Genomic DNA, 24,861 nt, shown 5'->3' with positions numbered 1-24,861 from the left:
GCTGTGGGCCCCTCTCGTACGGGCGGAAACCGCCCCGAACGGCCAGCCGCCCCCAGGCGCAGCGCAGCGCGCCATTTCACTTCGGCTGCCGTGGGCCGCAGGCCCGAAACGCCCCGCACCTGAGCCACCGGGTAGCCACCCCATCGCGGCAGCAGCCAGCGGCGCAGCGCAGCGGAGCCAGTCCTGACCTCGGCCGCGCACCAAGCGTCAGGCAGTGAACCGGCGTCCGCCCCGCCCCTTCCCTCCCGCCGCCAGCACCCTGGACCCGGAGGGTCCGAGGCGAAACCCGCACCCGGCCGAGCCGAATGCCGCCCCACCCAGCAGCCGCCTGCGACACCAGCCGTGGACCGCGCGACGGGCCGCGGAACGCCCCGCCTGGTAGCCGCAGGCCCGAGGTCAACCCACACCCCCCGCTACCGATATCGGCGCGTATGCCGGATCGGTTCCCCGGAGGCAGCATCGGACCCGGCCGGTTCGATGATGCGGGAGTGGACGTGTTCGTACGCCATGGTCGTTTGGACGTCGGCGACCTCGCGGCGTTCGGTTAGGCGGTCGATGACGAAGGCGTAGACGCCGTTGACGTCTGGCACCGCGATGTGCAGGAGAAAGTCGTAGGCACCGGAGGTGACGAACATGGCGATCACCTCAGGCAGTTGATGCGCCCACTCCCGGAACCCCTCGATGACTGGTCGGGCGGGTGGCCGGATCCGTACCGAGATCAGTGCCTGTACGGGTCGCCCGACAGCCTCCAGGTCCAACGCGGCGTGGTAGCCGGTGATGAGGCCGCGCTCCCGGAGGAGCCGTACCCGTTCCAGGGACGTCGACGGCGAGACGCCCGTCTTTGCGGCCAGGTCCCGGTTGGTCTGCCGTGCATCGTTCTGCAACTCCCGAAGAAGAGCTCGGTCCACCGCATCAAGTTCCATAGTTTCGCCTCCATGGCGCATGAAGTGCGCTGATCTGCTCGTTCAGGCGCATCAATATTTAGCCTATGGCGTCATGAGGCAACAGAAACACGGCTTCAACGACTTCAACGGTCTCAACGGTTTCAACGGCGGTGCCGGACTCGCTCTCGGAGCCTTGCTGCTGCGGGGCACCATCGGCCCGCTATCCGCAACCGTCACACCAACCACCCCCCCGTACCCAGGAGTAGCAGCATGTCCGTACCCGAACTGTCCACCGGCGACATCCGCACCGATCTCTCCACGCGGCAGGCGAAGCTCAAGTGGGTGATCGTCATCGACGCAGGCCTCCCCGTCGGACGGCAAGCCAACGCAGCCGCCTGCATCGCGGCCGCCATCGGCCGGCGGCATCCCGCGCTGCTGGGCGCGGATGCGGAGGACGCCGACGGGTTCGGCCACCCCGGGCTGCCCTGGGCCGGGTGCTCCATCCTGGCCGCCGACGCCACGACGCTGAACACCTTGCGCGGCAAGGCGGCTGAGAAGGAGGACGTCCTCGTCGTCGACATGCCGGACAACGCGCAGAGCGTAAGGGTCTACGACCAGTACCTGGAGCAAGTCGCCGGTACCAAGGCCGCTGACCTCACCTATTGCGCCGTCAGTCTCCTCGGCCCCCGCAACCGCATCGACAAGCTCGTAGGGAAACTCTCCCTGCTCAGCTAACCCCGTCGACTACTAACCCCGTCGATTACTACAGGCGCAGCCCGGCCAGAAGGAGTTGCGCCAGGCGGCGGGCGTCGTAGCGGGGGTCACCGGCCCCGATGCACAGGTTGCCCACGCCGACCATCAGTTCCAGGGCCTCGATGTCGGGGCGGATCTCGCCCGCTTCGGCGGCGGCCTTGAGCAGGCCGGCGCAGACCGGCGCGAGGCGGTCGATGAAGTAGGAGTGGAGAGCGGAGAAGGTGGGGTCGTCGGAGCGCAGCGCCTCGGCCAGGCCGTGCTTGGTGACGAGGAAGTCGACGAAGAGGTCCACCCACCGCGTCAGGGCGGTGTACGGCGAGTCGCTGTTCGCCAGCAGGTGGGGGCCGGCCTCGGCGCACGCCTCCACCTGGTGCCGGTACACCGCTACGACGAGATCCGCCCGCGTGGGGAAGTGTCGATAGATGGTGCCGACACCGACGCCCGCCTTGGTCGCGATGTCGCGTACGGGCGCGTCGACGCCGGAGGCGACGAAGGCCGCTGCGGCTGCCTCCAGCAGGGTCTTCTCGTTGCGCCGGGCGTCGGCCCGCTTCCGGGGCGCGGGCGGTCCTGATTCGCTGCCGTTGGCGGTCACTGAGCTGAAGCTCCCATCACATACTCCCCCTTGCCAATCGGAACCGCGTTCCGTATATTTTGAAGCGGAACGTGGTTCCGTCTGGCCATGATGGCAGACCGGGTGCCCCGTGCCCAGTTTCGTGCGCCGCTCAAGTTCTTACGAGGAGAATCCCCACTCAGGCATCAGCCGGGCGTCACTCGGACGGCGCCGCTCGGATGCCCAAGTCTTTCAGGAGGTCGCGAATGCGCCGGTTGATCTCGTCGCGAATGGGACGTACGGCCTCGACGCCCAGCCCTGCCGGATCGTCGAGCGTCCAGTCCAGATACGTCTTCCCGGGGAAGGCGGGGCAGACGTCGCCGCAGCCCGTGGTGATCGCCACGTCGGACGCCTTTGCCGCCTCTACGGTCAGCGACTTCGGTGTCTCGGCGGACATGTCGATACCGACCTCCGCCATCGCCTGAACGGCGGCAGGGTTCACTGTGTCAGCTGGCACGGACCCGGCGGAGCGGACTTCGACTCGGCCGCCGGAGAGGTGAGAGAGAAGCGCGGCGGCCATTTGTGAGCGGCCCGCGTTGTGGACACATACGAAAAGCACGGAGGGTTTGGGGGGTTCGGGCATGAGTGGAGTGCCTTCCGGAGGGGACTGTTTCTGTGATTACGAGGCGACTCCGGCCGACGCGGTGGCGGTGGCGGTGGCGTACCCGGCATCCGTCGACGGCTGCCCCGCAGGGCGAGTGAGAAGTGCGGCGAGACGGTCGGTCGTCTGCGGGAGCGGTCGGTAGTACACCCACGTTCCGCGCCGCTCGGAGTCGATGAGCCCGGCCTGCCTCAGCAGCTTGAGGTGGTGGGAGATCGTCGGCTGCGAGAGATCGAAGGCGGGGGTGAGGTCGCAGACGCAGATCTCTCCGCCTGCGCGGGAGGCGATCATCGAGAGCAGCCGCAACCGCACCGGGTCGCCCAAGGCCTTGAACACCTTCGCCAGGTCGACGGCCTGCCCCTCCTCCAGCGGGGTGGTCAGCAGGGGTGGGCAGCATCTGCCGACCCCGTCCTGGTCGAGCACCGCCGGCTCTTGATTCGGCACCTGATTCGACATCTTTCTATATTGACGTCCTTCGATTCAGAGCGCAAGGTTGAATCGAAGAACGTCAATGCATGCCAGCGCACCTCAGTGCACGTCATTACGCGTCCATGCACCATGCTCGGGGAGGCAGCCATGTCACGTGTTCAGCTCGCCCTCAACGTCGCCGATCTCGAAGCCTCGGTGACCTTCTACTCCAAGCTGTTCGGCGTCGAGCCGGCCAAACGCCGCCCCGGCTACGCGAACTTCGCGATCACGGAGCCGCCGCTCAAGCTCGTTCTCATCGAGGGCGAGCCTGGTCAGGACACGCGCCTGGACCACCTCGGCGTCGAGGTCGGCTCCACGGAGGCGGTGGCTGCCGCCACCGGCCGCCTCAGGGCGGCGGGGCTTGCCACATTCGAGGAGAACGACACCTCCTGCTGCTACGCCCTTCAGGACAAGGTCTGGGTCCACGGTCCCGGCCGCGAGCCCTGGGAGGTTTACGTCGTCAAGGCCGACGCCGAGCGGATGGGCAACAGCCCGGTGCCCGATGGCGGCGAAGGTACTGACGGAGGCGAAGACAGTGACGGAGGCGACGGCGATATCTGCTGCGCCGGCATCTTGGACCCAGGCGGGGCTGCAGCCCCGGCGGCGACGGGGGAACCGGTAGCGGCCTGCGGCTGCGGAAGCTGACTGACCGACCATGTGCGCCTCGCCCTCGCCCTCGCCCTTGTCCTCGTTCTCCCCTTCTCCCTCGCCCTCGCCCGTGTCAGCTTTACGTCAGTTCCCGCAGCTGCACCGTCATCCGAATCCCGTCCCGCGCCCACAGCACGAACCGTTCCACGGGCGTCACCTCATGCCCCGGTGCGGGCTGGAAGCGCAGGCGCTTCAGGAGGACGGCCAGGACGAGTTGGGCCTCGACCGTGGCGAGGGCGGCGCCCTCGCAGCTGCGCGGGCCGATGCCGAAGGGTACGTACGCGAGCCGGTGCCGCTTGGCCACTTCCTGCGGGGCGAACCGCTCGGGGTCGAACCGTTCCGGCTCCGGCCAGTGCTCGGGGTTCAGGTGCACCGCCCAGAAGGGATAGAACACCGTTGTCCCGGCGGGGATTTCGTACGGTCCCAGGGCCAGGTGCTCGGTCGTCTCGCGCGCGCCGTACGGGCCGGGTGGGAAGAGACGCATCGACTCCTTGAGCACCATGTCGAGATACGTGAGTCGTCGCAGGTCGCCGTAGTCGGGAGCGGCGCGGTCGCCGAGCACCTCGTCCAGTTCGGCGGCGACGCGGTCGGCCGCGTCGGGGTGGCGGCCCAGCAGGTGCAGCGTCCACGACACGGCGACGCCGGTGGTGTGATGGGCGGCGAGCAGCGTCACCATCACGGTGTCCCGGATCCGCGCCGGGCTCTCCCCGGCCTCCACCAACGCCCCGATCAGGTCGCTGCGGTCTGTACGCCCGTCGGAACGGTGCGCCGCTACCACGCGGTCGACTGTCGCTCGTAGATACGCGAGTGCCTCCTCCGCCCGTTCCGCCGAGCGCGGGTCGGGGCGCGGCACCTGGTAGAGGCGTCCGAGGTGCTCGGTGAGCACATCCTCGAATGCCACGACGAGGCGGTCCGCGTCGGTATCGGCGTCCGCGCCGCCGAACGCGAATCCGCAGATCATACGGAGGGACAGTGCCGTCAATTCCTTCTGCAACTCGATGGGTTGGCCATTGGCTGATCCGGCTCGTCCTGCTGGTCCTGCTGGTCCTGCTGGCGCGGGTTGTCCGGCCTGCCCGGTCGCCCATCGGTCCGCGACCTCGCGAGCCAGTTCCGCGAAGCGTGCGAAGTGCCGCTCGTGGGACGGGCGTCCGGCGAGAACCGAGAGCAGCAGCCGACGCCAGGGGGTGTGCTCGTCGGCGGGTAGCACTTGGAGGTTGCCCGCTTCGCACAGCGGGTCCAGGAAGGCGAACAGTTCCTCGGGCCGCTTGTCGAGGTGTGCCGTGGCCTCCAGGAGTACGGGGTCGGCGACCGATACGGCCGTGTCCGCGCCCGGGAGTTGGAAGCGTACGACGGGTCCGTACGCGGCGTGCAGGCGCAACTGGTACTGGTGCAGCCCGCCCGCCGCCGCGACGGCGCTCCGCCCGCCGTCCTCCTGGTGCTCGGGTCCGGGAATGCGCATGGCGGTGCCTCCTGTCCGGTGGCCGGCCAGGGTTGGCCAGGGCCGGGCCCGGCCCTGCCTACCTGCCGACGGCTATGCCCGCAAGCCCTCTCGACTCGCCCTTGCTCGTCGCCGTATCTCCACACCTCCACGGTCCTACCGGTCCTACCCCACGGTGGGTTCCGCGTCCATGTCGGCACGCGCAGGGCAGGTGTCAGACTCGTTGGGAAGGACGCGGCTGGGTGGGGGTTCGCCCGGTCCGTCCGGTTGCCGGGGCAGGGAGGTCCCATGGGCGGGGACGATCCGCATATCCATGTCGAGGAGAAGGTGGTCCACGGCGATGCTGTCGCCCGCAATTTGATGGCTGCCACGTTCGGCCTGGTCGGGAACCTTCCGAGTGCCGTGACGACCGGTTGCGGGGTGCGCGTCCCGTACGCGATGACCTCGCCGCGTCCGGATCGCGTCACCTGCCTGGCCTGCCGTGAGCACGCGCACCACACGCACTTGCGCTTCGCGGAGGAGGTCGAACGATTGAGCCGTATGCCGGGGTCGGCCATCAGCCCTGAGCAGGGGAGGCTGGCAGCGGACTGGCACCGGGACGCCGCGCGAGCGTTCTCCGATACCGACGCTGACGAAGAGGGGGAGGGGGAGGGGTGAGCTAGGAGTCGTGGGGGTGTAGGCGGGGCTGGTAGGAAGTGGGGGATGACCACCAGTGATCTTGAACCGATAGAACGTCTCCTCGCGGAGCGCGCCTGCGAACGCTTGATCTTGGAACTCGTCCGTCGGCTCGACCTCGGTGAGCCGAGCACGGTCTCCGACCTTTTCACCCCTGACGGTGTCTGGGAATGGCCGTACGACCAACGGCGAATCGAGGGCCGTGAGGCGCTGCGCGAGTACTTCGGCTCCCGCACGGCGGACCGGCTGTCCCGGCGCATGTGCACGAACATCCTGGTCACCGTCGACTCACCGACCACCGCCTCGGCAACGACCTACTTCGCGACGTACCGAGTCGACGGCTATACGGAGGGGGATCTGGTGCCGCCCCGGCTGCCCGCGAACATCGGCCACTATCAGGACGCCTTCCGCAAGATCGACGGCTCCTGGCTCCTGGCGAAACGGACCCTTGTGTTGCCGTTCGGCGGGCCGACGGAACGCGTGGACGGCCCCCGCCAGCCTTGAGCCTGAGCTCAGGAACTCGTCGGCAACGGCCTCGGCAGCGACTCGTACCCGGCGAGGCAGAGCCTGAGGCGGCAGTGGTCTTCGGCCTCGACGAACACTTGCTGTCCCCAGTAGGCGGTGAGTCGCTGTGCGACGTCGACCAACCGGCGCCGTTCCTCCGGCGTGTACGCCGGGAATCGCGCCCAGCCCTGTTCGGAGATCTTGTTGCCCAGCTCACTGAACAGCACCGTCTGGAACCTCCGCTCCTCCTCGTCGGACAGCGGGGTCGTTCCGCCGTCGTAGCCGTCGGAGGCGGACTGCTGCGCTCGTACGTTGTAAAGGTCTCGAATCACCACGCGACTCACCATCTCCCTCAGGACCAATCCGCTCAGCGGGACCGGAACCCTACCGGTTCACCGGTCGCCGGCCCCGGCCTGAAGCCACTGGTTCTAGGGACGTAGAGCTGAGTACTTCCTTGGCCGCCGGACTCCGGGCTAAGGTCTACGGCGACATCGCGTGTCGGTCACCGGCTGGGTGAGGCATGGAGGTGTTGGGACATGCCTTCGGAGGCATTCCTTGTCAGTAGAGTTGAACCACACGATCGTCCATTCCCGGGACAACCGGGAGTCCGCGGAATTCTTCGCGAACCTGCTCAGTCTTAAGATCACCGCCGAGTGGGGCCCGTTCATCGCGGTCGACCTGAGCAACGGCGTCACCCTGGACTTCGCCACTGTCCCTGCGGACAGCATCACCCCCCAGCACTACGCCTTCTTGGTCTCCGAGGAGGAGTTCGACGCCGCGTACGCGCAGATCAACCAGCGCGGCATCGAGCACTACGCCGACCCTCACCGGAAGCAGCCCGGCGCGATCAACCACAATGACGGTGGCCGCGGCGTGTACTTCATGGACCCGGCGGGCCACGGCATGGAACTCATCACCGTGCCGTATGGCGGCTGGCCCGCGTAACCACCGGCCCCGAGGGCCGCGATCCCGCGCGGAGCGTGGCCCTCCACCAGCCACCTGCGGTGGGCGCTGCGGTTCCGGCTACGAGTAGCGCTCTGACAAGCGACACTGGGCCTCCCCGGCCTTGATGCCGCGTATGAGCGCGCGGAGCGCTGCTCGGTTGGTTGAGATCAGCTGCGCGGGGGCCGCGCTCTTGCGCAGCGCTACCGTGCCGCTTCCCGCAGCTATGACCTCGACGCAATTGTTGCCGCCGTCGCCAGAGAAGGATGAACTCCTTGCCGACAGTGCGGATGAACTCCGTTCAGGGGTGATGCGGTTCGGCGCTGGTTTTCATGTGGCGCAGTAGCGCACTCAGGGCGGGGCGACTCGTCGTGACGACGGTGGTGGGGCAGTCGCTCTCGCGGAGCGAGATGCCGCCGCTGCGCGTCGCAGTGAGTTCGACGCAGTTGTTGCCACCGCCGGAGCAGAAGGACGAGCGTTGCCAGTTGTGTTCGGGCACTGTTATCGGCCTCTCACAGTTCGTGTGCGATGGATCGGATGAGTTTTCGTGACTCGTCGGGGGAGATCGCGGAACGCTCCATCAGAGCCAGCAGGTTGCGGTAGTTCTCAAGCGGCGTCGGGGCATCCACGAAGTGAGCGCCGAAGGCGGTGTCCAGCTGCACGGTGTCCAGTTGGGGTACAGCGCCCTCGGCGTAGAGGATCGATTGACCGGCCCCGTAGAAGGCCCCGGCGCTGAACGGGATGACCAGCAGGGTGACGTTGTCCCGTTCGGAGGCGTCCGCGAGGTATTCCAGCTGTGTGCGGGTGGCATCTCGGCCGCCGAACTCCAGCCGGAGGGCCGCCTCGTGAATGATGCCTGTGTACGGAGTGGCGTCCGCGCCCTCAAGGATTGCTTGGCGGCCCATGCGGTGTGCGACGCGCAGCTCCACGTCCAGGCGTGACGGTTCCGGTACCCCGAAGTTGAAGATCGCGCGAGCGTGGTCCTCGGTTTGGAAAAGGCCCGGCAAGTGCACGGTCTGAGCCGTTCTGATGCGGGTGGCGTAGTGCTCCAGCTCGGATACGTCGAGATGCCCGTCGGGCAGTTTGCCACGGTACTCATCCCACCAGTGAAGTGGCCGACGCTTGCCGACCATGCCCGCAAGGGCTTCCACCAGTGCGGCATCGGGGCACCTGTAGTGGCAGGCGATCTGCCGGACGCGCTCGTCGCTGAGCCCTGTCCGGCCTGCCTCGATGTTGGAAATCATGGTGCGGTCGGCGCCGAGCATTCTGGCCGCATCCTGAATTGAGATCCCGGCTTGCTCGCGCATGCGCCGCATCTCGGTGGCCAAGCGCCGTTGACGGCCTGTAGGGGCGTTCCGTGATGCCATGGGTCCTCTCTCACGCGCGCGAACAGCTTGGCACCCACTGACGCGGCGGTCCAGTGAGGCGGTGAACTACTCACTACTTCGTGGAACTTGGACTCATATGTGAGCTTACATGCCCTAGGGTGTGACCCGTGCCACTCAAGCCGTCGTCGTGGACGGAAGCGCACCGGTTGTCCCTGCCCGTCCGGAAACCATCCAACGCGGCAGGGGAGCGACCGGCAAAGCCACCGCCCGCCCCCGGCAACCCTTGGCACACGTCCGTTCGTTACCGCACGCCCGCACCTGAGGAGGTGCCTCGTGAGGACAGAAGAATTCCCCCACGCCGCAGGCCGCCCCGAGCAGCAACCCGCTGACCACCCGGCCCCCATCCCGTTCACCGAACCCTGGCAGTACGAGCTCGGGTTTCCTTGCGATCCGCGGGGGCCGCGGATCGCGAGGATCACGTTGCGCGCGATCCTGGCCGCGCATGAGCTCACCGAACTCAGTTACCGCGCGGAGCTATTGGCCTGTGAGCTGGCCACTAATTCGGTGCGGCATACGAAGGGGTCGGCGATCGTTCGGTTGCACTGGCTGTATCCGGTGCTGCGGGTGAGTGTGTGGGATGCCAGTCCGGATCTGCCGAAGCGGTATGAGCCGCCGGCCGACGATGAGGGCGGGCGGGGGCTGGCGATTGTCGAGCTGGTCGCGGATCGGTGGGGCGGGTGTGCCATAGGGGGAGGGGAGAACGGGCCCGGCGGCAAGACCGTGTGGTTCGAACTCGCCCTCGCCGTCGGTCCGGTTCCGCCCGGACCCGCCCTTCCCTCCGCGCTCGCCGCCTGAGCGGGCTGGGCCCGCCCCGACGTGCCGTAACGCGGCCGTTCGAGTGGGGGCGTACACCTGGTTGGGCCCGGCGGGCGGTTTCGTCGGCCGGGTGGGTCCCGCCCGGTGGTGCACTGGGGGCCCACCCCGGCCCGTAAGGCCGTCATCCACTGGAGGACCGCGTGGAACCCCTGATCGCCCTCGTCGTCGGGTTCGTCGTGGCCCGGCTCGTCGGAGTGGCCGGGGTCGATGCGCTCGACAACTGGCAGGCGGCGCTGCGCGTCGGGCTGGCGCTGATGTTCCTGCTCACCGCGTTCGCGCACGTCCACCCCAAGTTGCGCGCCGACCTCGTCGGCATGGTTCCGCCGTCGCTGCCCCGGCCGGACCTGCTGGTCGCGATCACCGGAGTACTCGAACTCGCCGGTGCCATCGGGCTGTTGATCCCCGCCACAGCGGCCGCAGCCGCCTGGTGCCTGATCGCGCTCATGGTCGCGATGTTCCCCGCCAACGTGTCCGCCGCCAAGCGGAACGTGGCCCAAGGGGATCCGATCGGGCCGCGCACCCTCTTGCAGGCCGTCTTCATCGCGGCAGCCGCGCTCACCCTCGTCTGAGCCCGTCAGCCGTACGTCGGTCGGACATCAGTCGGTCATCGGCTGTCCGTCGGCGGCTGTCGGGCCGGCGTCGGCCCCTTGTCGGCCCAAGGCCGGAATCTTGCCTGAAGCCCGCTGGGAACCCACCCGGCAGGCCCCCGGCAGGCTGCCCGACAGACAAGGGGAATCCCCATGACCACTTCGACCACCCACGTCACGATCATCGGAGCCGGACTCGGCGGGCTCGTCCTGGCCCGCGTCCTGCACATCAACGGCATCCCCGCCACCGTCTACGAGGCGGAGGCGTCGCCGACGGCCCGTACGCAGGGCGGGATGCTCGACATCCACGACTACAACGGACAGCTCGCCCTCAAGGCGGCGGACCTCATGGACGAGTTCGACGGCATCATCCTGGAGGGCCGCCAGGCCATGCGGTTCCTCGACCGGGACGGCAACGTCCTGCTCGACCAGCCGGACGACGGTACGGGCGGACGCCCCGAGGTGCAGCGCGGCGAGCTGCGGCGCATCCTGCTCCAGTCGCTCCCGCCCGGCACCGTCCAGTGGGGCCGTAAAGTCACCGCCGCACGCGCCCTCGGCGAGGGACGGCACGAAGTGACGTTCGCCGACGGCTCCGCCCTCACCGCCAACCTCCTGGTCGGCGCGGACGGCGCCTGGTCACGGGTGCGCCCGCTGCTCTCCGATGCCATCCCCGAGTACGTCGGCCGGTCGTTCGTCGAGACGTATCTGTACGACGTCGAGTCCCGCCACCCCGCCGCCGCCAAGGCGGTCGGCGGCGGCTCCTTCGGCGTGCTCGACCGGTCCGGGGACGGCGGCTGGCTCGGGGCCCACCGGGAGAGCGGCGGGACCATCCACACGTATATGACGCTGTCCAAGCCGCTGGAGTGGTTCGCCGACATCGACTTCAGCGATGCGGAGGCGGCGCTCGCGCGGATCGTGACGGAGTTCGACGGCTGGGTGCCGGAGCTCACGGCGCTGATAACCGACGGCGACACGCCGCCGGTCCTGCGCCCCCTCTACGCCCTGCCGATCGGGCACCGCTGGGACCGCGTGCCCGGGGTGACGCTGGTCGGCGACGCCGCCCACCTGTCCGCACCCGACGGAGAGGGCGCCAACCTCGCCATGCAGGACGGCGCCGAGCTGGGGCTGGCCCTCGCCGCGCGCCCCGGCGACGTAGAGGCCGCGCTCGCCGCGTACGAGCGGGTGATGCTCCCGCGCAGTGCCGAGGCTGCCGCCGAAGCCGTGGCGGCCAACAACGCCGCACCCGACGAGATGATCGAGAAGTTCACCAGGCAGCCAGCTCCGAACTGAGCAGTCTGCTCAGGACAGGACTGACAGGACTGTGACGTCTTCCGTGCACAGAGTGGCCTGTGCAGAAGTGGAACAGAGAAGATTCCGCTTCTGATTCGCGGGCAATGGAAGCAGGTGGCGTCGTCTTCCGGGAGGAGGCGTTGGAGGGAGCCGTACGCCGTGCGTCGAGTACGCGCTCACTCCGCCCACCCCCTCGCGGTACGCGCGTGCCCGTCACCACACGGCGAAAGGCCCCTCCGACGCGGCTCTCACGCGGATCTCGTACGGCTCCCCGCGGGGCTTTCCGAGCCGTGCGGGGAGCACTCCGTGGCCGCCCCGGTGACCTCCCCGGTGCGCTCGGCGCTTAAAGTCGCATGGCCATACCAGAAACGGCATGGTCATATTCGCTGTCCTGGAAGGGGACCGATGTGAGTACTGATGTGATGGCGTCCTTTCACCGAGAGCTGATACGCCGCAACCCCGGCGAGCCCGAGTTCCACCAGGCCACCCTGGAGGTCCTGGAGACGCTCGCGCCGGTCCTCGCCGCGCGGCCCGAGATCGTCGCGGCCAAGCTGGTGGAGCGGATCTGCGAGCCGGAGCGGCAGATCATGTTCCGGGTGCCGTGGCAGGACGATTCCGGGCAGATCCACATCAACCGGGGCTTCCGAGTGGAGTTCAACAGCGCCCTCGGCCCGTACAAGGGCGGGCTGCGCTTCCACCCTTCGGTCAACCTCGGCATCGTGAAGTTCCTCGGCTTCGAGCAGATCTTCAAGAACTCGCTGACCGGTCTCAACATCGGCGGCGGCAAGGGCGGCAGCGACTTCGACCCGCACGGCCGCTCCGACACCGAGGTGATGCGGTTCTGCCAGTCGTTCATGACGGAGCTCCACCGCCACCTCGGCGAGCACACGGACGTACCGGCCGGTGACATCGGCGTGGGCGGCCGGGAGATCGGCTTCATGTTCGGCCAGTACCGCCGGATCACCAACCGCTGGGAGGCCGGCATCCTCACCGGCAAGGGGCTCCAGTGGGGCGGCTCCCACGCCCGTACGGAGGCCACCGGGTACGGGAACGTGCTGTTCACCGCCGAGATGCTCAAGCAGCGCGGCGAGGACCTCGACGGGCAGCAGGTCACGGTCTCCGGCTCCGGCAACGTGGCGATCTACACGATCGAGAAGGCCCAGGCGCTCGGCGCCAACGTGCTGACCTGCTCGGACTCCGGCGGCTACATCGTGGACGAGAAGGGCATCGACCTCGCCCTGCTCAAGGAGATCAAGGAGGTCGAGCGCGGGCGCATCAGCGACTACGCGGAGCGGCGCGGGGCCTCGGCCACGTACGTGCCGGGCGGCTCCGTCTGGGACGTGCCCGCCGATGTCGCGCTGCCCTCGGCCACCCAGAACGAACTCGACGGAGACGCCGCCCGGACGCTCGTACGCGCCGGGGTGAAGGCCGTCTCCGAGGGCGCCAACATGCCGGCGACGCCCGAGGCGGTCGGTGTGCTGCGCGAGGCCGGCGTCGCGTTCGGGCCGGGCAAGGCGGCCAACGCGGGCGGCGTGGCGACCAGCGCGCTGGAGATGCGGCAGAACTCCGGGCGCGAGTCCTGGACGTTCGAACGGGCGGAGGGCGAGCTCGCGGGGATCATGCGCGGCATCCACGCCACGTGTTTCGAGACGGCCGAGCGCTATGGCGCGCCGGGCGACTACGTGACGGGCGCCAACATCGCCGGGTTCGAGCGGGTCGCCGACGCGATGCTGGAGCAGGGCCTGATCTGACCGGTCCGGCATCTGACCGGTCCGGCATCTGACCGGTCTGGCATCCGACCGACCCGGCATCCGATCGGCCCGGCCGACGGCTGAGCGAGGGCGCTCGGCCTGACACGACGAGCAGCACGACGAGCAGCACGACGAGCAAGAAGAAGAACGTATCGACCTGTACGGACGTACTGAACGTACAGAGGCACACAGAACCAGCCAGGGGCCGCAGCCCTTGTCGTCCGCAATGGCGGGGGCGGCAAGGCACGTGCCGCGCGTAACGTGGCACCCATGAATATCTGCGTCTTCTGTTCCGCCGCCGACCTCGACGACCGCTACACCGCCCCCGCTCGTGAATTCGCCGAGCTGATCGGCAAGGGCGGGCACACCATGGTGTGGGGCGGCTCCGAGTCGGGCCTGATGAAGGTCATGGCGGACGGGGTGCAGGACAACGGCGGGAAGCTGGTCGGCGTCTCGGTGGAGTTCCTGGCCGCCAAGGCGCGCACCAACGCGGACGAGATGATCGTCACCAAGGACCTCGCGGAGCGCAAGGCGCTGCTGCTGGCGCGCGCGGACGCGATCGTGATCATGGTGGGCGGCACGGGCACGCTCGACGAGGCGACCGAGATCCTGGAGCTGAAGAAGCACGGGATGCACACCAAGCCGGTGGTGCTGCTGAACGCCGCGGGCTTCTACGACGGGTTGAAGCAGCAGTTCCAGCGGATGGAGGAAGAGGGCTTCCTGCCGGTCCCGCTGTCGGAGCTGGTCTTCTTCGCAGAGGACGGCGTCGGGACCATGGCATACCTCGAAGAGTCGGCCGGAGTCCAGTAGGACCCGTAAGGCAAGCTGGGTCCCATGAGTACGCACATGATCACTGGGGCCGGCTCGGGCATCGGGGCGGCCGTCGTCGAGAAGCTGCTGGCGCGCGGCGACGAGCTGTTCCTGTTCGCGCGCGACGCGGGGCGGGCCAAGGAGCTCGCGGAGCGCTTCCCCGGCGCCCGCACCCTCGTCGCCGACCTGGGCAACCCCGACCGGCTCTCCTGGGCACTGAGCCAGCAGTCCGTCCCCGACCGCGTCGACACGCTGCTGCACATCGCGGGCGTCGTGGACCTCGGCGGCATCGGCGAGCTGAGCACGAAGGCATGGAACCGCCAGCTCGCCGCGAACCTCGTCTCCCCGGCCGAGCTGACCCGGCTGTTCCTGCCCCAGCTGCGCATCGCCAAGGGCCACGTCCTCTTCGTCAACTCCGGCGCCGGCCTCAGCGCGGGCCCCCAGTGGGGCGCCTACGCCGCGAGCAAGCACGGCCTCAAGGCCCTCGCCGACTCGCTCCGCGCCGAGGAGCACGGCAACGGCGTGCGCGTCACCTCCGTCTACCCGGGCCGCACCGCCACCGCGATGCAGGAGAAGGTGCACCAGCAGGAGGGCAAGGAGTACGACGCCGAGCGCTGGATCGACCCGGAGTCGATCGCCAAGACGATCCTCCTCTCGATCGACCTGCCGCGGGACGCGGAGATCAACGACATCACGGTGCGCCCGGGGCGCTGAGGCGCTGTGCCCTTGAGCGGGGGCGTGCCCTTGAGCGGGGGCGTGCCCTTGAACGGGTGTGTACGCGTGAGTGGGTGCGTACGCGTGAGCGGGTGTGCACGCGCTACATGAACACCGCCACGTACACCGCCAGGAAGCACACGATGACCGCGAGGAGTGCGGTGAGGACGGCCATGGACGCCGCCGCCGCGCGCAGCATCCCGGAGTTGTCCGGCTGGAGGGCGGTCGCCTGCTCCGGCTGGTCGGGTAAATAGCGGACGGTGAGGGTGTCGCCCGCCATCACCGTGGCCGGGCTGCCCGTCTCCTCGAAGCGGACGGGGCGGCCGTCGCGGGTCCGGTACTCGTACACGTGGTGCAGGACGGCCGACCCGCTGTCGCCGCCGCGTGAGGTCGCGTACGCGCGCAGGCAGCGGCCTTGGGCGGTCAGGCCCGTGCGCCACAAGGTGGTGAGGCGGCGCCGCCGTTCGGCCACCCTGCCGATGCCGTAGAGCGCGAGGCAGGCCATCAGCGCGGGGATGGCGAGCACGAGTGCGCTGGACAGAAAAGACATGGCACACACCTCCGGTTTCTGGGACGGAGACTCCGCCCGGACGGTCGCGGTTCCCGAGTGCTCGTACTCTCGTACCCTTCCGGGGTGAGTGAGAAGAGCGAGAAGAGCTGGGCCGCGGGCGTGGCGACCGGTGTCGGGTCGATGCCCGGCGGCGACGCGCGGGAGGCCGCGAAGACCGTCACCGGATCGCTGGAGGCGTTCCCCTATCTGCCGGAGCTGCCCGCGCGGGGGCCCGGCGCGGACATGATCGGGCGGACCGCGGGGCTGCTCGTGGAGGTGTACGCGCACGTCGAGCCCAGCGGGTGGCGGATCAGCGACCGGCCGGGGCGGGACACCCGGCGGGCGGTGTCGTGGCTGGGCGAGGACCTCGACGCGCTGGAGGAGTTCACCCAGGGGTACGAGGGTCCGCTGAAGGTGTCGGCCGTCGGCCCGTGGACGCTGGCCGCCGCCCTGGAGACGCGCGGCGGCGAGGCGGCGCTGCGCGATCCGGGGGCGTGCCGGGACCTGACCGCGTCGCTCGCCGAGGGGCTGCGGGCGCATCTCGCGGAGGTGCGGCGCCGGGTGCCGGGGGCCCGCGTCGTGCTTCAGCTGGACGAGCCGTCGCTCACCGCGGTGCTGACCGGCCAGGTCCGTACGGCCAGCGGCTACCGCACGCACCGGGCCGTGGACCGGAGCGTGGTGGAGGGCGCGCTGCGGGATGTGGTGGCCGTCGCCGGGGGCGCTCCGGTCGTGGTCCACTCGTGCGCGCCGAACGTGCCGTTCGCCCTGCTGCGGCGGGCCGGCGCCGCGGGCGTGTCGTTCGATTTCTCGCTGCTCACCGAGCGTGAGGAGGAGGCGATCGGTGAGGCTGTGGAAGGCGGGACGGCGCTGTTCACGGGCGTGGTGCCAGGCATCGACGGCGCATTGTCAGACCCTGCCGGTAGCGTCATGGGTGTCAGGACGCTGTGGCGCAGGCTGGGGCTGGCACCGGGGACTCTCGCGGAGTCCGTCGTGGTCACCCCCGCGTGCGGGCTCGCGGGCGCTTCGCCCGCATATGCCCGTACGGCCCTCGCACACTGCGTCAAGGCGGCGAGATCGCTCGCGGACAACCCTGAGTGACGGCGCTCTTGGAGCAACGGGAGGACGAGACGGTGGCAGGCGAACAGGACGCAGCGGTGCCCGCGGAGGCGCGGGAGAAGCACGCGCGGCTCGCTGAGCAGATCGAGGATCACCGCTTCCGGTACTACGTGCGGGACGCCCCGGTCGTCAGCGACGCCGAGTTCGACAAGCTGCTGCGCTCCCTGGAGGCGCTGGAGGAGGAGCATCCGCAGCTGCGGACCCCGGACTCGCCCACGCAGAAGGTCGCGGGCGCCTACGAGACCGACTTCGCCACCGTCGAGCACCGCGAGCGCATGCTCTCCCTGGACAACGCGTTCGACGACGAGGAGCTGGCGGCCTGGGCCGAGCGCGTCGCCAAGGACGTGGGGGAGGGGACCCCGTACCACTTCCTGTGCGAGCTGAAGGTCGACGGCCTTGCCGTGAACCTCACGTACGAGCACGGCCGGCTGACCCGCGCCGCCACCCGCGGGGACGGCCGCACCGGCGAGGACATCACCCCCAACGTCCGCACGATCGACGAGATCCCGCACCGGCTGGAGGGGGAGCGGGTCCCGGCGCTGGTCGAGGTGCGCGGCGAGGTCTTCTTCCCGATGGAGAAGTTCGAGGAGCTCAACGCCCGGCTGGTGGAGGCCGGCAAGCCGCCGTTCGCCAACCCGCGCAACGCGGCGGCCGGTTCGCTGCGCCAGAAGGACCCGAAGATCACCGCGACCCGGCCGCTGCACATGGTGGTGCACGGCATCGGCGCGCGCGAGGGTTTCGACATCGACTGCCAGTCGCACGCCTACGACCTGCTGCGCGAGTGGGGGCTGCCGACCGCCAAGCACAACCAGGTGGTCGACTCGCTGGACGGCGTGCGGAAGTTCATCGCGCGCTTCGGCGACACCGAGACCCGGCACTCGATGGAGCACGAGATCGACGGCGTGGTCGTCAAGCTCGACGAGATCCCCCTCCAGGGGCGGCTGGGCTCCACGTCGCGCGCCCCGCGCTGGGCCATCGCCTGGAAGTACGCGCCGGAGGAGGTCAACACCAAGCTGGTCGACATCCGCGTCGGCGTCGGCCGCACCGGCCGCGTCACCCCGTACGCGGTGGTGGAGCCGGTCACGGTCGCGGGCTCCGAGGTCGAGTTCGCGACATTGCACAACCAGGACGTGGTCAAGGCCAAGGGCGTCCTGATCGGCGACACGGTGGTGCTGCGCAAGGCGGGCGACGTGATCCCCGAGATTCTGGGGCCCGTCGTGGACCTGCGCGACGGCAGCGAGCGGGAGTTCGCGATGCCGGCCGAGTGCCCGGACTGCGGTACGGCGCTGCGCCCCGCCAAGGAGGGCGACATCGACCTCCGCTGCCCCAACGCCCGTTCCTGCCCTGCCCAGTTGCGGGAGCGGATCTTCTATCTCGCGGGCCGCAAGAGCCTGGACATCGAGAATTTCGGCTATGTGGCGGCCACCGCGCTGACCCAGCCGCTGGAGCCCGCCGAGCCGCCGCTGAAGGACGAGGGCGACCTCTTCGACCTCACCGTCGAGGAGCTGCTCCCCATCAAGTCGTATGTGCTCGACCCGGACAGCGGACTGCCCAAGCGCGACCCGGAGACGGGCGAGGAGAAGATCGTCACGTTCTTCGCCAACCAGAAGGGCGAGCCGAAGAAGAACACCCTGTCGATGCTGGAGAACATCCAGGCCGCGCGGGAAAGGCCGCTGGCCAGGATCATCACGGGGCTGTCGATCCGGCATGTGGGGCCGGTCGCGGCGGAGGCGCTGGCCCGCGCGTTCCGGTCGCTGGAGCGGATCGCGGAGGCGACCGAGGAGGAGCTGGCGGCCACCGAGGGCGTGGGCCCGACCATCGCCGCGTCCGTGAAGCAGTGGTTCGCGGAGGACTGGCATGGCGCGATTGTGGAGAAGTGGCGCGCCGCGGGGGTACGCATGGAGGAGGAGGCGGGAGACGATGAGGGTCCGCGGCCGCTGGAGGGCCTGACCGTCGTCGTCACCGGAACGCTCCAGTCGTACACGCGGGACGGCGCTAAGGAGGCGCTACAGAGCCGGGGGGCGAAGGTGACCGGTTCGGTTTCGAAGAAGACCGATTTCGTGGTCGTCGGCGATAACCCCGGATCCAAATATGACAAAGCGATGCAGGTGAAGGTGCCGGTACTGGAGGAGGACGGCTTCGCCGTACTCCTCGAACAGGGTCCGGACGCAGCGCGCGAAGCGGCCGTGACTCCGCCCGAATAGTCCGCCCGGATAGTCCGGGCGAGCAGTCCGACCGCACAGTCCGATCAGGAGTCCCGGCATAGTCAGCGGGCATCACCCCTAGAGCGCATACCAGAGGGTTGCGGATGGCCAGGCCGCAATCGGGAAACCGTAGCCGATCGCGGCCCGCCGCAACCCTCTGCGGCCTACTGTTGAGATGTGCGCCTGCCGTGGCGCGGGCATCGAAGGCTGTGAGAGGGACGGGCATGAAACCCACCGACAGCGCCGAACCGGCGTCACGGCTGCGCCGGCTGGCCCTGCCGGCGCTGCCGACGTCAGCGGTCGCCCTGGCCGTGATCGCACTCGTCATCGCGGCCTACCGGACACTCGACGCCGGGCGGGCGCTCTTCCCCGGCGCCACCGTCGGCTGGGGGCTCGCCGCCCTCACCGGCATCATCGTCGGCCACCTCGTCGCATTAGGCCGCGACCGCTGGTGGGGCGGCACCGGCTCCGGAGCCGCCCTCACCCTCGCGGTCCTGCTGCTCTACGGCTGGCTGCCCGCCGTCCTCATCAGCCTCGCCGTGGTCGCGCTCGTCGCCGCCGCCCGCAGACACCGCTGGCGACAAGCGGCGCTGCACAGCGCCGTCGACATCCTGGGCATCGGCGCCGCCGCGCTGACCCTCGCCGCGTTCTCCACCGTCCCCACCGTGGAGACGCCCTGGCGGCCCGACGAATGGAACGCGGCGACCGCCCCGAAGATCGCCCTCGCCGCCTTCGCCTACCTCGTCGTCACCCGCCTCCTGCTCTGGTACTGCATGGCCCCGCGCCGCGCCGGCCTGCCCACCGTCGCCCGCGCCGCCCTCGTCCGGCAGGCCCTCATCGGCGTCGCGCTGCTCGGCCTCGCCCCGCTCATCGCCGTCGTCGCCGTCAGCGAACCCATCGTCCTCCCGCTCTTCGCCGTCCCCCTCATCGCCCTCGACTCCACCCTGTGGATCGCCCGCGCCCGCGCCGAGGAGCAGCTGCGCGACCCGCTCACCGGCCTCCCCAACCGCCAACGGCTGCTCCAGCGCACCTGGTCCGCCCTGGACGAGGCCCAGCGCGACGGCGTCCGCACCGCCCTCGTCCTCATCGACCTCGACCGCTTCCGCTCCGTCAACGACACCCTCGGCCACCTCGCCGGGGACCGGCTGCTGCTCCAGATCGCCGACCGGCTCCGGCTCGCCCTGCCGCGCGGCGCGGAGGCCGCCCGGCTCGGCGGCGACGAGTTCGCGGTGCTGCTGCCCACCGCCGACTCGCTCACCAGCGCGCAGCGCGTGGCCCGTTCGCTCGTAGCCGGCCTCAGCACCCCTCTCGACCTCGACGGCCTCACCCTCGTCCTCGAAGCCAGCGCGGGCGTCGCCGTCTACCCCGACCACGCCCTCGACGCGGAAGGTCTGCTGCGCCGCGCCGACGTCGCCATGTACCAGGCCAAGCGGGACCGCAGCGGCGTCGAGGTCTACGAGGCCCGCCGCGACGGCAACACCCCCGACCGGCTGGGGCTGCTGGGCGACCTGCGGCGCGCCCTCGACGCGGGCGAGGTCGAGCTGCACTACCAGCCGAAAGTCGGCTTCGACGGCCACGTCGCCGGGCTCGAAGCGCTCGTGCGCTGGGTGCACCCCGACCGCGGCCGGGTGCCCCCGGACGAGTTCATCGCGATAGCCGAGTCCTCCGGCCTGATGCCCCGGCTCACCGAGTACGTCCTGGAGACCGCCCTCGGACAGGTCGCCAAGTGGCGGGCCATGGGGCTGGAGGTGCCCGTCGCCGTCAACGTCTCCCCGCGTGACGTTCACTCACCCGGCTTCGCCGGAGCCGTCGCCGCCCGCCTCGCCCGGCACGGGGTGCCGCCCGGGTCGCTGCAACTGGAGATAACCGAACACGTCCTGCTGGAGGACCCCCAGCGGGCCGCCGACACCCTCGCGGGGCTCACGGGCCACGGCGTGAAGATGTCCCTCGACGACTTCGGCACCGGCTACTCCTCGCTCGTGCACCTGCGCAGGCTCCCGGTGAGCGAGCTGAAGATCGACCGGTCCTTCGTGGCCCGGCTCGTCGTCGACACCGAGGACGCCGAGATCGTCCGCTGCACCCTCGACCTCGCCCACTCCCTCGGCCTCCTCGTCGTGGCCGAGGGCGTCGAGGACGACGAGACCTGGGAGCGGCTGCGCGACCTGGGCTGCGACGCGGTGCAGGGCTGGCTGGTCGCCGCAGCGATGCCGCCGGACGAGACCACCGCCTGGCTGCGGCTGCGCAGCAAGAGCGGCTGGCACCGCGAGGGCGAACCCCCGCCACCCGCCGCCGCGCCCGCGCCGCGGGCCGAACCCTCGATGCCCCCGGCCACGGCGCCGGCGCCGGGGGCAGAGGCGGGGACGGCGTCGCGGCGGCCGATGCTCTAGCCCTGCGGGCGGTGAGGCAGCACCGCGGTCGGCACGGGGCGTACGAGCGCGAGCCGGAGCCCGTACGCGAGCGTATGCGGCCGGGGACCGAGCCCGTACGAGGACAGTCGGCAAGCCCGTGCGAGAAAGGCCGGGGACCGAGCCCGTATGAGGACGGTCGGCGAGGCCATAACGCGGTCGCCGAGCCCCCTACCACGGCGTCCTTCGGCGGACTCGGGCCGGGGCCGGAGAAAGGGTTTCGCGGGCACCGCGTCCGGAGCCATAGGATTGGGCCCGAAACCTACACACTCACCCTGAGGATCGCTGCATGCCTGGCATCACGCGCGAGGAGGTCGCCCACCTCGCTCGGCTGGCGCGTCTGGAGCTCAAGGACGAAGAGCTCGACCACTTCGCCGGACAGCTCGACGACATCATCGGCGCGGTCGCCCGCGTCTCCGATGTGGCCGACGAGGACGTACCGCCGACGTCCCACCCGCTGCCGCTGACCAACGTCATGCGACCGGACGAGGTCCGTCCGTCGCTGACCCCGCAGGAGGCGCTTTCCGGCGCCCCGGCCCAGGAGCAGCAGCGTTTCAAGGTGCCGCAGATCCTGGGGGAGGACTGACATGACCGATCTCACCAGGCTCACCGCCGCCGAGACCGCAGAGAAGATCGCCTCGGGCGAGGTGACCGCCGTCGCCGTCACCGAGGCCCATCTGGCCCGCATCGAGGCCGTCGACGAGAAGGTGCACGCCTTCCTGCACGTGGACCGGGACGGCGCGCTCGCGCAGGCCCGCCGCGTGGACGAGAAGCGCGCGGCCGGCGAGAAGCTCGGCCCGCTGGCCGGCGTGCCGCTCGCGCTCAAGGACATCTTCACCACCAAGGGGATCCCGACCACCGTCGGCTCCAAGATCCTCGAAGGGTGGATTCCGCCGTACGACGCGACGGTCACCCGGCGCCTCAAGGAAGCCGACATCGTCATCCTCGGCAAGACCAACATGGACGAGTTCGCCATGGGGTCCTCCACCGAGAACAGCGCGTACGGCCCCACCGGCAACCCCTGGGACCTCACCCGCATCCCCGGCGGCTCCGGCGGCGGCTCGTCCGCGGCCATCGCCTCGTACGAGGCCCCGCTCGCCATCGGCACCGACACCGGCGGCTCCATCCGCCAGCCGGCCGCCGTCACCGGCACCGTCGGCGTCAAGCCCACCTACGGCGGCGTCTCCCGCTACGGCATGGTCGCCTTCTCGTCCTCCCTCGACCAGGGCGGACCCTGCGCCCGTACGGTCCTGGACGCGGCCCTGCTGCACGAGGCCATCGCCGGGCACGACCCGCTCGACTCGACGTCCATCGACGCCCCGGTCCCGCCCGTCGTCGAGGCGGCGCGCAACGGCGACGTGAAGGGCATGCGCGTCGGCGTCGTCAAGGAGTTCGCGGGCGAGGGCTACCAGGCCGGCGTCATGCAGCGGTTCAACGAGTCCGTGGAACTGCTGCGCGAGCTCGGCGCGGAGGTCGTGGAGATCTCCTGCCCGTCCTTCGACAAGGCCCTCGCCGCGTACTACCTGATCGCGCCGTCCGAGTGCTCCTCCAACCTGGCCCGCTTCGACGCCATGCGCTACGGCCTGCGGGTCGGCGACGACGGTACGAAGTCGGCGGAGGACGTCACCGCGCTGACCCGCGAGGCCGGGTTCGGCGACGAGGTCAAGCGCCGCGTCATCCTCGGCACGTACGCGCTCAGCTCCGGCTACTACGACGCGTACTACGGCTCCGCGCAGAAGGTCCGCACGCTCATCACGCGCGACTTCGAGCGTGCCTTCGAGTCCGTGGACGTGCTGATCTCGCCGACCACGCCGACCACCGCCTTCCCCATCGGGGAGCGGTCGGACGACCCCATGGCGATGTACCTGGCCGACCTGTGCACCATCCCGACCAACATGGCGGGCAACGCGGCCATGTCGCTGCCCTGCGGACTGGCGCCCGAGGACGGGCTGCCGGTCGGACTCCAGATCATCGCCCCCGCCATGGCCGATGACCGGCTCTACCGTGTCGGAGCGGCCGTGGAGGCCGCCTTCGAGGCACGTTGGGGACACCCGCTGCTTGAGGAGGCACCGTCGCTATGAGTGGAAAGCTCGAAAAGGCCAAGGGCTTCAAGAAGTCCAGGCCCGGCACGTACCTGTCCATCGGCACCACGCTCTTCGGCGCGATCAGCGTCGCGAAGCAGGCCAAGAAGGCCCGCTTCGAGCAGGACACGCTCCAGCTGATCGACGCGGTGGTCTCGGCCGCCGCCATCGCCACCGGTGTCGCCCTGCTCGTCCGCGAGCTGCGCCGCATGGGCGACGACGACGTCCTGCAGGGCTGAGAGGTTAGTTTTCCGTGACTGTCACCGACCTGGTGCCGTACGACGACGCGCTGGCCGCCTACGACCCCGTCATGGGGCTTGAGGTGCACGTCGAGCTCGGCACCAAGACCAAGATGTTCTGCGGCTGCTCCACCGAGCTGAAGCAGGACGCCAACAGCCAGACCTGCCCGACCTGTCTCGGCCTCCCCGGCGCGCTGCCGGTCGTCAACGAGATCGGCGTCGAGTCCGCCATCAAGATCGGCCTCGCGCTGCACTGCGAGATCGCCGAGTGGTGCCGCTTCGCCCGGAAGAACTACTTCTATCCGGACATGCCGAAGAACTTCCAGACCTCCCAGTACGACGAGCCGATCGCCTTCAACGGCTATCTGGACGTCCAGCTGGAGGACGGCGAGGTCTTCCGCGTGCAGATCGAGCGTGCCCACATGGAGGAGGACACCGGCAAGTCCACCCACGTGGGCGGCGCCACCGGCCGCATCCAGGGCGCGTCCCACTCGCTGCTCGACTACAACCGGGCCGGCATCCCGCTCATCGAGATCGTCACCAAGCCGATCGAGGGCGCCGGCGAGCGCGCGCCCGAGGTCGCCAAGGCGTACGTGGCCGAGCTGCGCGAGCTCATCAAGGCGCTCGGCGTCTCCGAGGCGCGCATGGAGCAGGGCCAGATGCGCTGCGACGTGAACCTGTCGCTGCGCCCCCAGGGCGTGGAGAAGTTCGGTACGCGCAGCGAGACGAAGAACGTCAACTCCCTGCGCTCCGTCGAGCGCGCCGCCCGCTACGAGATCCAGCGGCACGCGGCCGTGCTGTCCTCGGGCGGCACCATCGTGCAGGAGACCCGGCACTTCCACGAGGAGGACGGCTCCACCACCGCCGGCCGCATCAAGGACAACGCCGAGGACTACCGGTACTTCCCGGAGCCCGACCTCGTCCCCGTGGCCCCCGCCCGCGAATGGGTGGAGAAGCTGCGGGCCACGCTGCCCGAGCTGCCGCGTCTGCGCCGCAACCGGCTGCGCGAGGAGTGGGGCGTCTCCGAGCACGACATGCAGTCGATCCTCAACGCGGGCGCGGTGGACCCGATCGTCCAGACGATCGAGGCGGGCGCACCGGCCGACCAGGCCCGCAAGTGGTGGATGGGCGAGCTCGCCCGCCGCTCCAACGAGGACGGCGTCGACCTCGCCGCCCTGCCGATCACCCCCGCCCAGGTCGCGCGGGTCTGCGCACTGGTCGCCGAGGGCTCCCTCAACGACAAGCTGGCCCGCCAGACCATCGAGGGCGTCCTCGCGGGCGAGGGCACACCGGACGAGGTCGTCGAGAAGCGCGGCCTCGCGGTCGTCTCCGACGAGGGCGCGCTGGGCACGGCCGTCGACGAGGCCATCGCCGCCAACGCCGCCAT

The 24,861-nt window shown here is 69.9% G+C and carries 28 protein-coding genes; 18 read left to right on the top strand and 10 right to left on the bottom strand.

The window, feature by feature from the left end; genetic code table 11:
• Window positions 1-413: 413 nt before the first annotated feature.
• Window positions 414-923 carry an Lrp/AsnC family transcriptional regulator gene (locus tag ACFU99_RS04470; protein ID WP_384385596.1) on the bottom strand — a complete coding sequence of 170 codons (510 nt, stop codon included), beginning with the start codon at window positions 921-923 and terminating at the stop codon, window positions 414-416.
• Between the two features lie 231 nt (window positions 924-1,154).
• On the opposite strand from ACFU99_RS04470, the gene ACFU99_RS04465 reads away from it, so the two are divergent.
• Window positions 1,155-1,619: a DUF2000 domain-containing protein gene (locus ACFU99_RS04465; protein ID WP_384385593.1), complete on the top strand. Its 465-nt coding sequence runs from the start codon at window positions 1,155-1,157 to the stop codon at window positions 1,617-1,619.
• Between the two features lie 28 nt (window positions 1,620-1,647).
• On the opposite strand, the gene ACFU99_RS04460 is transcribed toward ACFU99_RS04465, so the two are convergent.
• The 3 genes from ACFU99_RS04460 to ACFU99_RS04450 all read right to left on the bottom strand — a co-directional run bounded on the left by ACFU99_RS04460 (window position 1,648) and on the right by ACFU99_RS04450 (window position 3,304).
• On the bottom strand, window positions 1,648-2,229 hold the full coding sequence (locus ACFU99_RS04460) for a TetR/AcrR family transcriptional regulator (protein ID WP_384385590.1): 582 nt from the start codon (window positions 2,227-2,229) through the stop codon (window positions 1,648-1,650).
• Window positions 2,230-2,404: 175 nt separating this feature from the next.
• Window positions 2,405-2,830 carry an arsenate reductase ArsC gene (locus ACFU99_RS04455; protein WP_384385588.1) on the bottom strand — a complete coding sequence of 142 codons (426 nt, stop codon included), beginning with the start codon at window positions 2,828-2,830 and terminating at the stop codon, window positions 2,405-2,407.
• Window positions 2,831-2,866: 36 nt separating this feature from the next.
• A complete protein-coding gene (locus ACFU99_RS04450) occupies window positions 2,867-3,304 on the bottom strand; it encodes an ArsR/SmtB family transcription factor (RefSeq protein WP_384385585.1) in 438 nt (145 codons plus the stop codon).
• Window positions 3,305-3,424: 120 nt separating this feature from the next.
• On the opposite strand from ACFU99_RS04450, the gene ACFU99_RS04445 reads away from it, so the two are divergent.
• Window positions 3,425-3,961 (top strand): ArsI/CadI family heavy metal resistance metalloenzyme, encoded by a 537-nt coding sequence (locus ACFU99_RS04445; protein ID WP_384385604.1) that lies wholly within the window; start codon window positions 3,425-3,427, stop codon window positions 3,959-3,961.
• Window positions 3,962-4,043: 82 nt separating this feature from the next.
• On the opposite strand, the gene ACFU99_RS04440 is transcribed toward ACFU99_RS04445, so the two are convergent.
• Window positions 4,044-5,423 (bottom strand): cytochrome P450, encoded by a 1,380-nt coding sequence (locus ACFU99_RS04440; RefSeq protein WP_384385582.1) that lies wholly within the window; start codon window positions 5,421-5,423, stop codon window positions 4,044-4,046.
• A gap of 267 nt (window positions 5,424-5,690) precedes the next feature.
• Here ACFU99_RS04440 and ACFU99_RS04435 point away from each other — a divergent pair, with 267 nt between their 5' ends.
• Both ACFU99_RS04435 and ACFU99_RS04430 read left to right on the top strand, forming a co-directional pair.
• Entirely contained in the window at window positions 5,691-6,059 is a 369-nt protein-coding gene (locus ACFU99_RS04435) for a hypothetical protein (RefSeq protein WP_384385580.1), read from the top strand.
• A 45-nt stretch (window positions 6,060-6,104) separates the two neighbouring features.
• Window positions 6,105-6,581, top strand: coding sequence for a nuclear transport factor 2 family protein (locus ACFU99_RS04430; protein ID WP_384385577.1), 477 nt, complete (start codon window positions 6,105-6,107; stop codon window positions 6,579-6,581).
• 8 nt (window positions 6,582-6,589) lie between these two features.
• Here ACFU99_RS04430 and ACFU99_RS04425 read toward each other — a convergent pair whose 3' ends face one another.
• Window positions 6,590-6,916 carry a hypothetical protein gene (locus ACFU99_RS04425; RefSeq protein ID WP_384385574.1) on the bottom strand — a complete coding sequence of 109 codons (327 nt, stop codon included), beginning with the start codon at window positions 6,914-6,916 and terminating at the stop codon, window positions 6,590-6,592.
• Between the two features lie 220 nt (window positions 6,917-7,136).
• On the opposite strand from ACFU99_RS04425, the gene ACFU99_RS04420 reads away from it, so the two are divergent.
• A complete protein-coding gene (locus ACFU99_RS04420) occupies window positions 7,137-7,526 on the top strand; it encodes a VOC family protein (RefSeq protein WP_384385571.1) in 390 nt (129 codons plus the stop codon).
• Between the two features lie 78 nt (window positions 7,527-7,604).
• On the opposite strand, the gene ACFU99_RS04415 is transcribed toward ACFU99_RS04420, so the two are convergent.
• Genes ACFU99_RS04415 through ACFU99_RS04405 form a run of 3 tightly spaced genes read right to left on the bottom strand, consistent with a single transcriptional unit; the run spans window position 7,605 to window position 8,890 of the window.
• The gene (locus ACFU99_RS04415; protein ID WP_384385602.1) at window positions 7,605-7,808 is read right to left on the bottom strand and encodes a DUF397 domain-containing protein; all 204 of its coding nucleotides are present in this window, start codon (window positions 7,806-7,808) and stop codon (window positions 7,605-7,607) included.
• 16 nt (window positions 7,809-7,824) lie between these two features.
• The gene (locus ACFU99_RS04410; protein WP_384385569.1) at window positions 7,825-8,022 is read right to left on the bottom strand and encodes a DUF397 domain-containing protein; all 198 of its coding nucleotides are present in this window, start codon (window positions 8,020-8,022) and stop codon (window positions 7,825-7,827) included.
• Between the two features lie 13 nt (window positions 8,023-8,035).
• Window positions 8,036-8,890 (bottom strand): helix-turn-helix transcriptional regulator, encoded by an 855-nt coding sequence (locus ACFU99_RS04405; RefSeq protein ID WP_384385567.1) that lies wholly within the window; start codon window positions 8,888-8,890, stop codon window positions 8,036-8,038.
• 294 nt (window positions 8,891-9,184) lie between these two features.
• Between ACFU99_RS04405 and ACFU99_RS04400 the strand changes: the two genes are divergently transcribed.
• The 6 genes from ACFU99_RS04400 (at window position 9,185) to ACFU99_RS04375 (ending at window position 14,879) form a co-directional block, all read left to right on the top strand.
• Entirely contained in the window at window positions 9,185-9,706 is a 522-nt protein-coding gene (locus tag ACFU99_RS04400; RefSeq protein WP_384385564.1) for an ATP-binding protein, read from the top strand.
• 161 nt (window positions 9,707-9,867) lie between these two features.
• Window positions 9,868-10,296 carry a hypothetical protein gene (locus ACFU99_RS04395; protein WP_384385561.1) on the top strand — a complete coding sequence of 143 codons (429 nt, stop codon included), beginning with the start codon at window positions 9,868-9,870 and terminating at the stop codon, window positions 10,294-10,296.
• Window positions 10,297-10,467: 171 nt separating this feature from the next.
• Window positions 10,468-11,604, top strand: a complete 1,137-nt coding sequence (locus ACFU99_RS04390; protein WP_384385558.1) for an FAD-dependent oxidoreductase — start codon at window positions 10,468-10,470, stop codon at window positions 11,602-11,604.
• A 422-nt stretch (window positions 11,605-12,026) separates the two neighbouring features.
• Window positions 12,027-13,355 (top strand): NADP-specific glutamate dehydrogenase, encoded by a 1,329-nt coding sequence (gene gdhA, locus ACFU99_RS04385; RefSeq protein ID WP_384385599.1) that lies wholly within the window; start codon window positions 12,027-12,029, stop codon window positions 13,353-13,355.
• A 270-nt stretch (window positions 13,356-13,625) separates the two neighbouring features.
• The gene (locus ACFU99_RS04380) at window positions 13,626-14,165 is read left to right on the top strand and encodes a TIGR00730 family Rossman fold protein (protein ID WP_384385555.1); all 540 of its coding nucleotides are present in this window, start codon (window positions 13,626-13,628) and stop codon (window positions 14,163-14,165) included.
• A 24-nt stretch (window positions 14,166-14,189) separates the two neighbouring features.
• On the top strand, window positions 14,190-14,879 hold the full coding sequence (locus ACFU99_RS04375; RefSeq protein ID WP_384385552.1) for an SDR family oxidoreductase: 690 nt from the start codon (window positions 14,190-14,192) through the stop codon (window positions 14,877-14,879).
• Window positions 14,880-14,982: 103 nt separating this feature from the next.
• Here ACFU99_RS04375 and ACFU99_RS04370 read toward each other — a convergent pair whose 3' ends face one another.
• Window positions 14,983-15,429 carry a DUF3592 domain-containing protein gene (locus ACFU99_RS04370; protein ID WP_384385549.1) on the bottom strand — a complete coding sequence of 149 codons (447 nt, stop codon included), beginning with the start codon at window positions 15,427-15,429 and terminating at the stop codon, window positions 14,983-14,985.
• A gap of 84 nt (window positions 15,430-15,513) precedes the next feature.
• Between ACFU99_RS04370 and ACFU99_RS04365 the strand changes: the two genes are divergently transcribed.
• The 7 genes from ACFU99_RS04365 to gatB form a co-directional block, all read left to right on the top strand.
• Complete coding sequence (locus tag ACFU99_RS04365) at window positions 15,514-16,527, top strand: methionine synthase (protein WP_384385547.1); 1,014 nt, start codon at window positions 15,514-15,516, stop codon at window positions 16,525-16,527.
• Window positions 16,528-16,559: 32 nt separating this feature from the next.
• A complete protein-coding gene (gene ligA / locus ACFU99_RS04360; protein ID WP_384385544.1) occupies window positions 16,560-18,749 on the top strand; it encodes an NAD-dependent DNA ligase LigA in 2,190 nt (729 codons plus the stop codon).
• Window positions 18,750-18,973: 224 nt separating this feature from the next.
• Window positions 18,974-21,136, top strand: coding sequence for a putative bifunctional diguanylate cyclase/phosphodiesterase (locus tag ACFU99_RS04355; RefSeq protein ID WP_384385541.1), 2,163 nt, complete (start codon window positions 18,974-18,976; stop codon window positions 21,134-21,136).
• A 307-nt stretch (window positions 21,137-21,443) separates the two neighbouring features.
• Window positions 21,444-21,740, top strand: coding sequence for an Asp-tRNA(Asn)/Glu-tRNA(Gln) amidotransferase subunit GatC (gatC, locus tag ACFU99_RS04350; protein ID WP_030884612.1), 297 nt, complete (start codon window positions 21,444-21,446; stop codon window positions 21,738-21,740).
• Window position 21,741: 1 nt separating this feature from the next.
• A complete protein-coding gene (gene gatA, locus ACFU99_RS04345) occupies window positions 21,742-23,235 on the top strand; it encodes an Asp-tRNA(Asn)/Glu-tRNA(Gln) amidotransferase subunit GatA (protein WP_384385537.1) in 1,494 nt (497 codons plus the stop codon).
• A complete protein-coding gene (locus ACFU99_RS04340) occupies window positions 23,232-23,474 on the top strand; it encodes a hypothetical protein (protein ID WP_384385534.1) in 243 nt (80 codons plus the stop codon). Before gatA ends, ACFU99_RS04340 begins: the two co-directional genes overlap by 4 nt.
• Window positions 23,475-23,488: 14 nt before the next feature.
• On the top strand, window positions 23,489-24,861 hold a 1,373-nt coding region (gatB, locus tag ACFU99_RS04335), incomplete at its 3' end, for an Asp-tRNA(Asn)/Glu-tRNA(Gln) amidotransferase subunit GatB (protein ID WP_384385531.1).

The sequence above is a fragment of the Streptomyces sp. NPDC057654 genome, from assembly GCF_042800135.1.
Lineage (GTDB): Bacteria > Actinomycetota > Actinomycetes > Streptomycetales > Streptomycetaceae > Streptomyces.
This window is presented reverse-complemented; position numbering and strand designations above follow the sequence as displayed.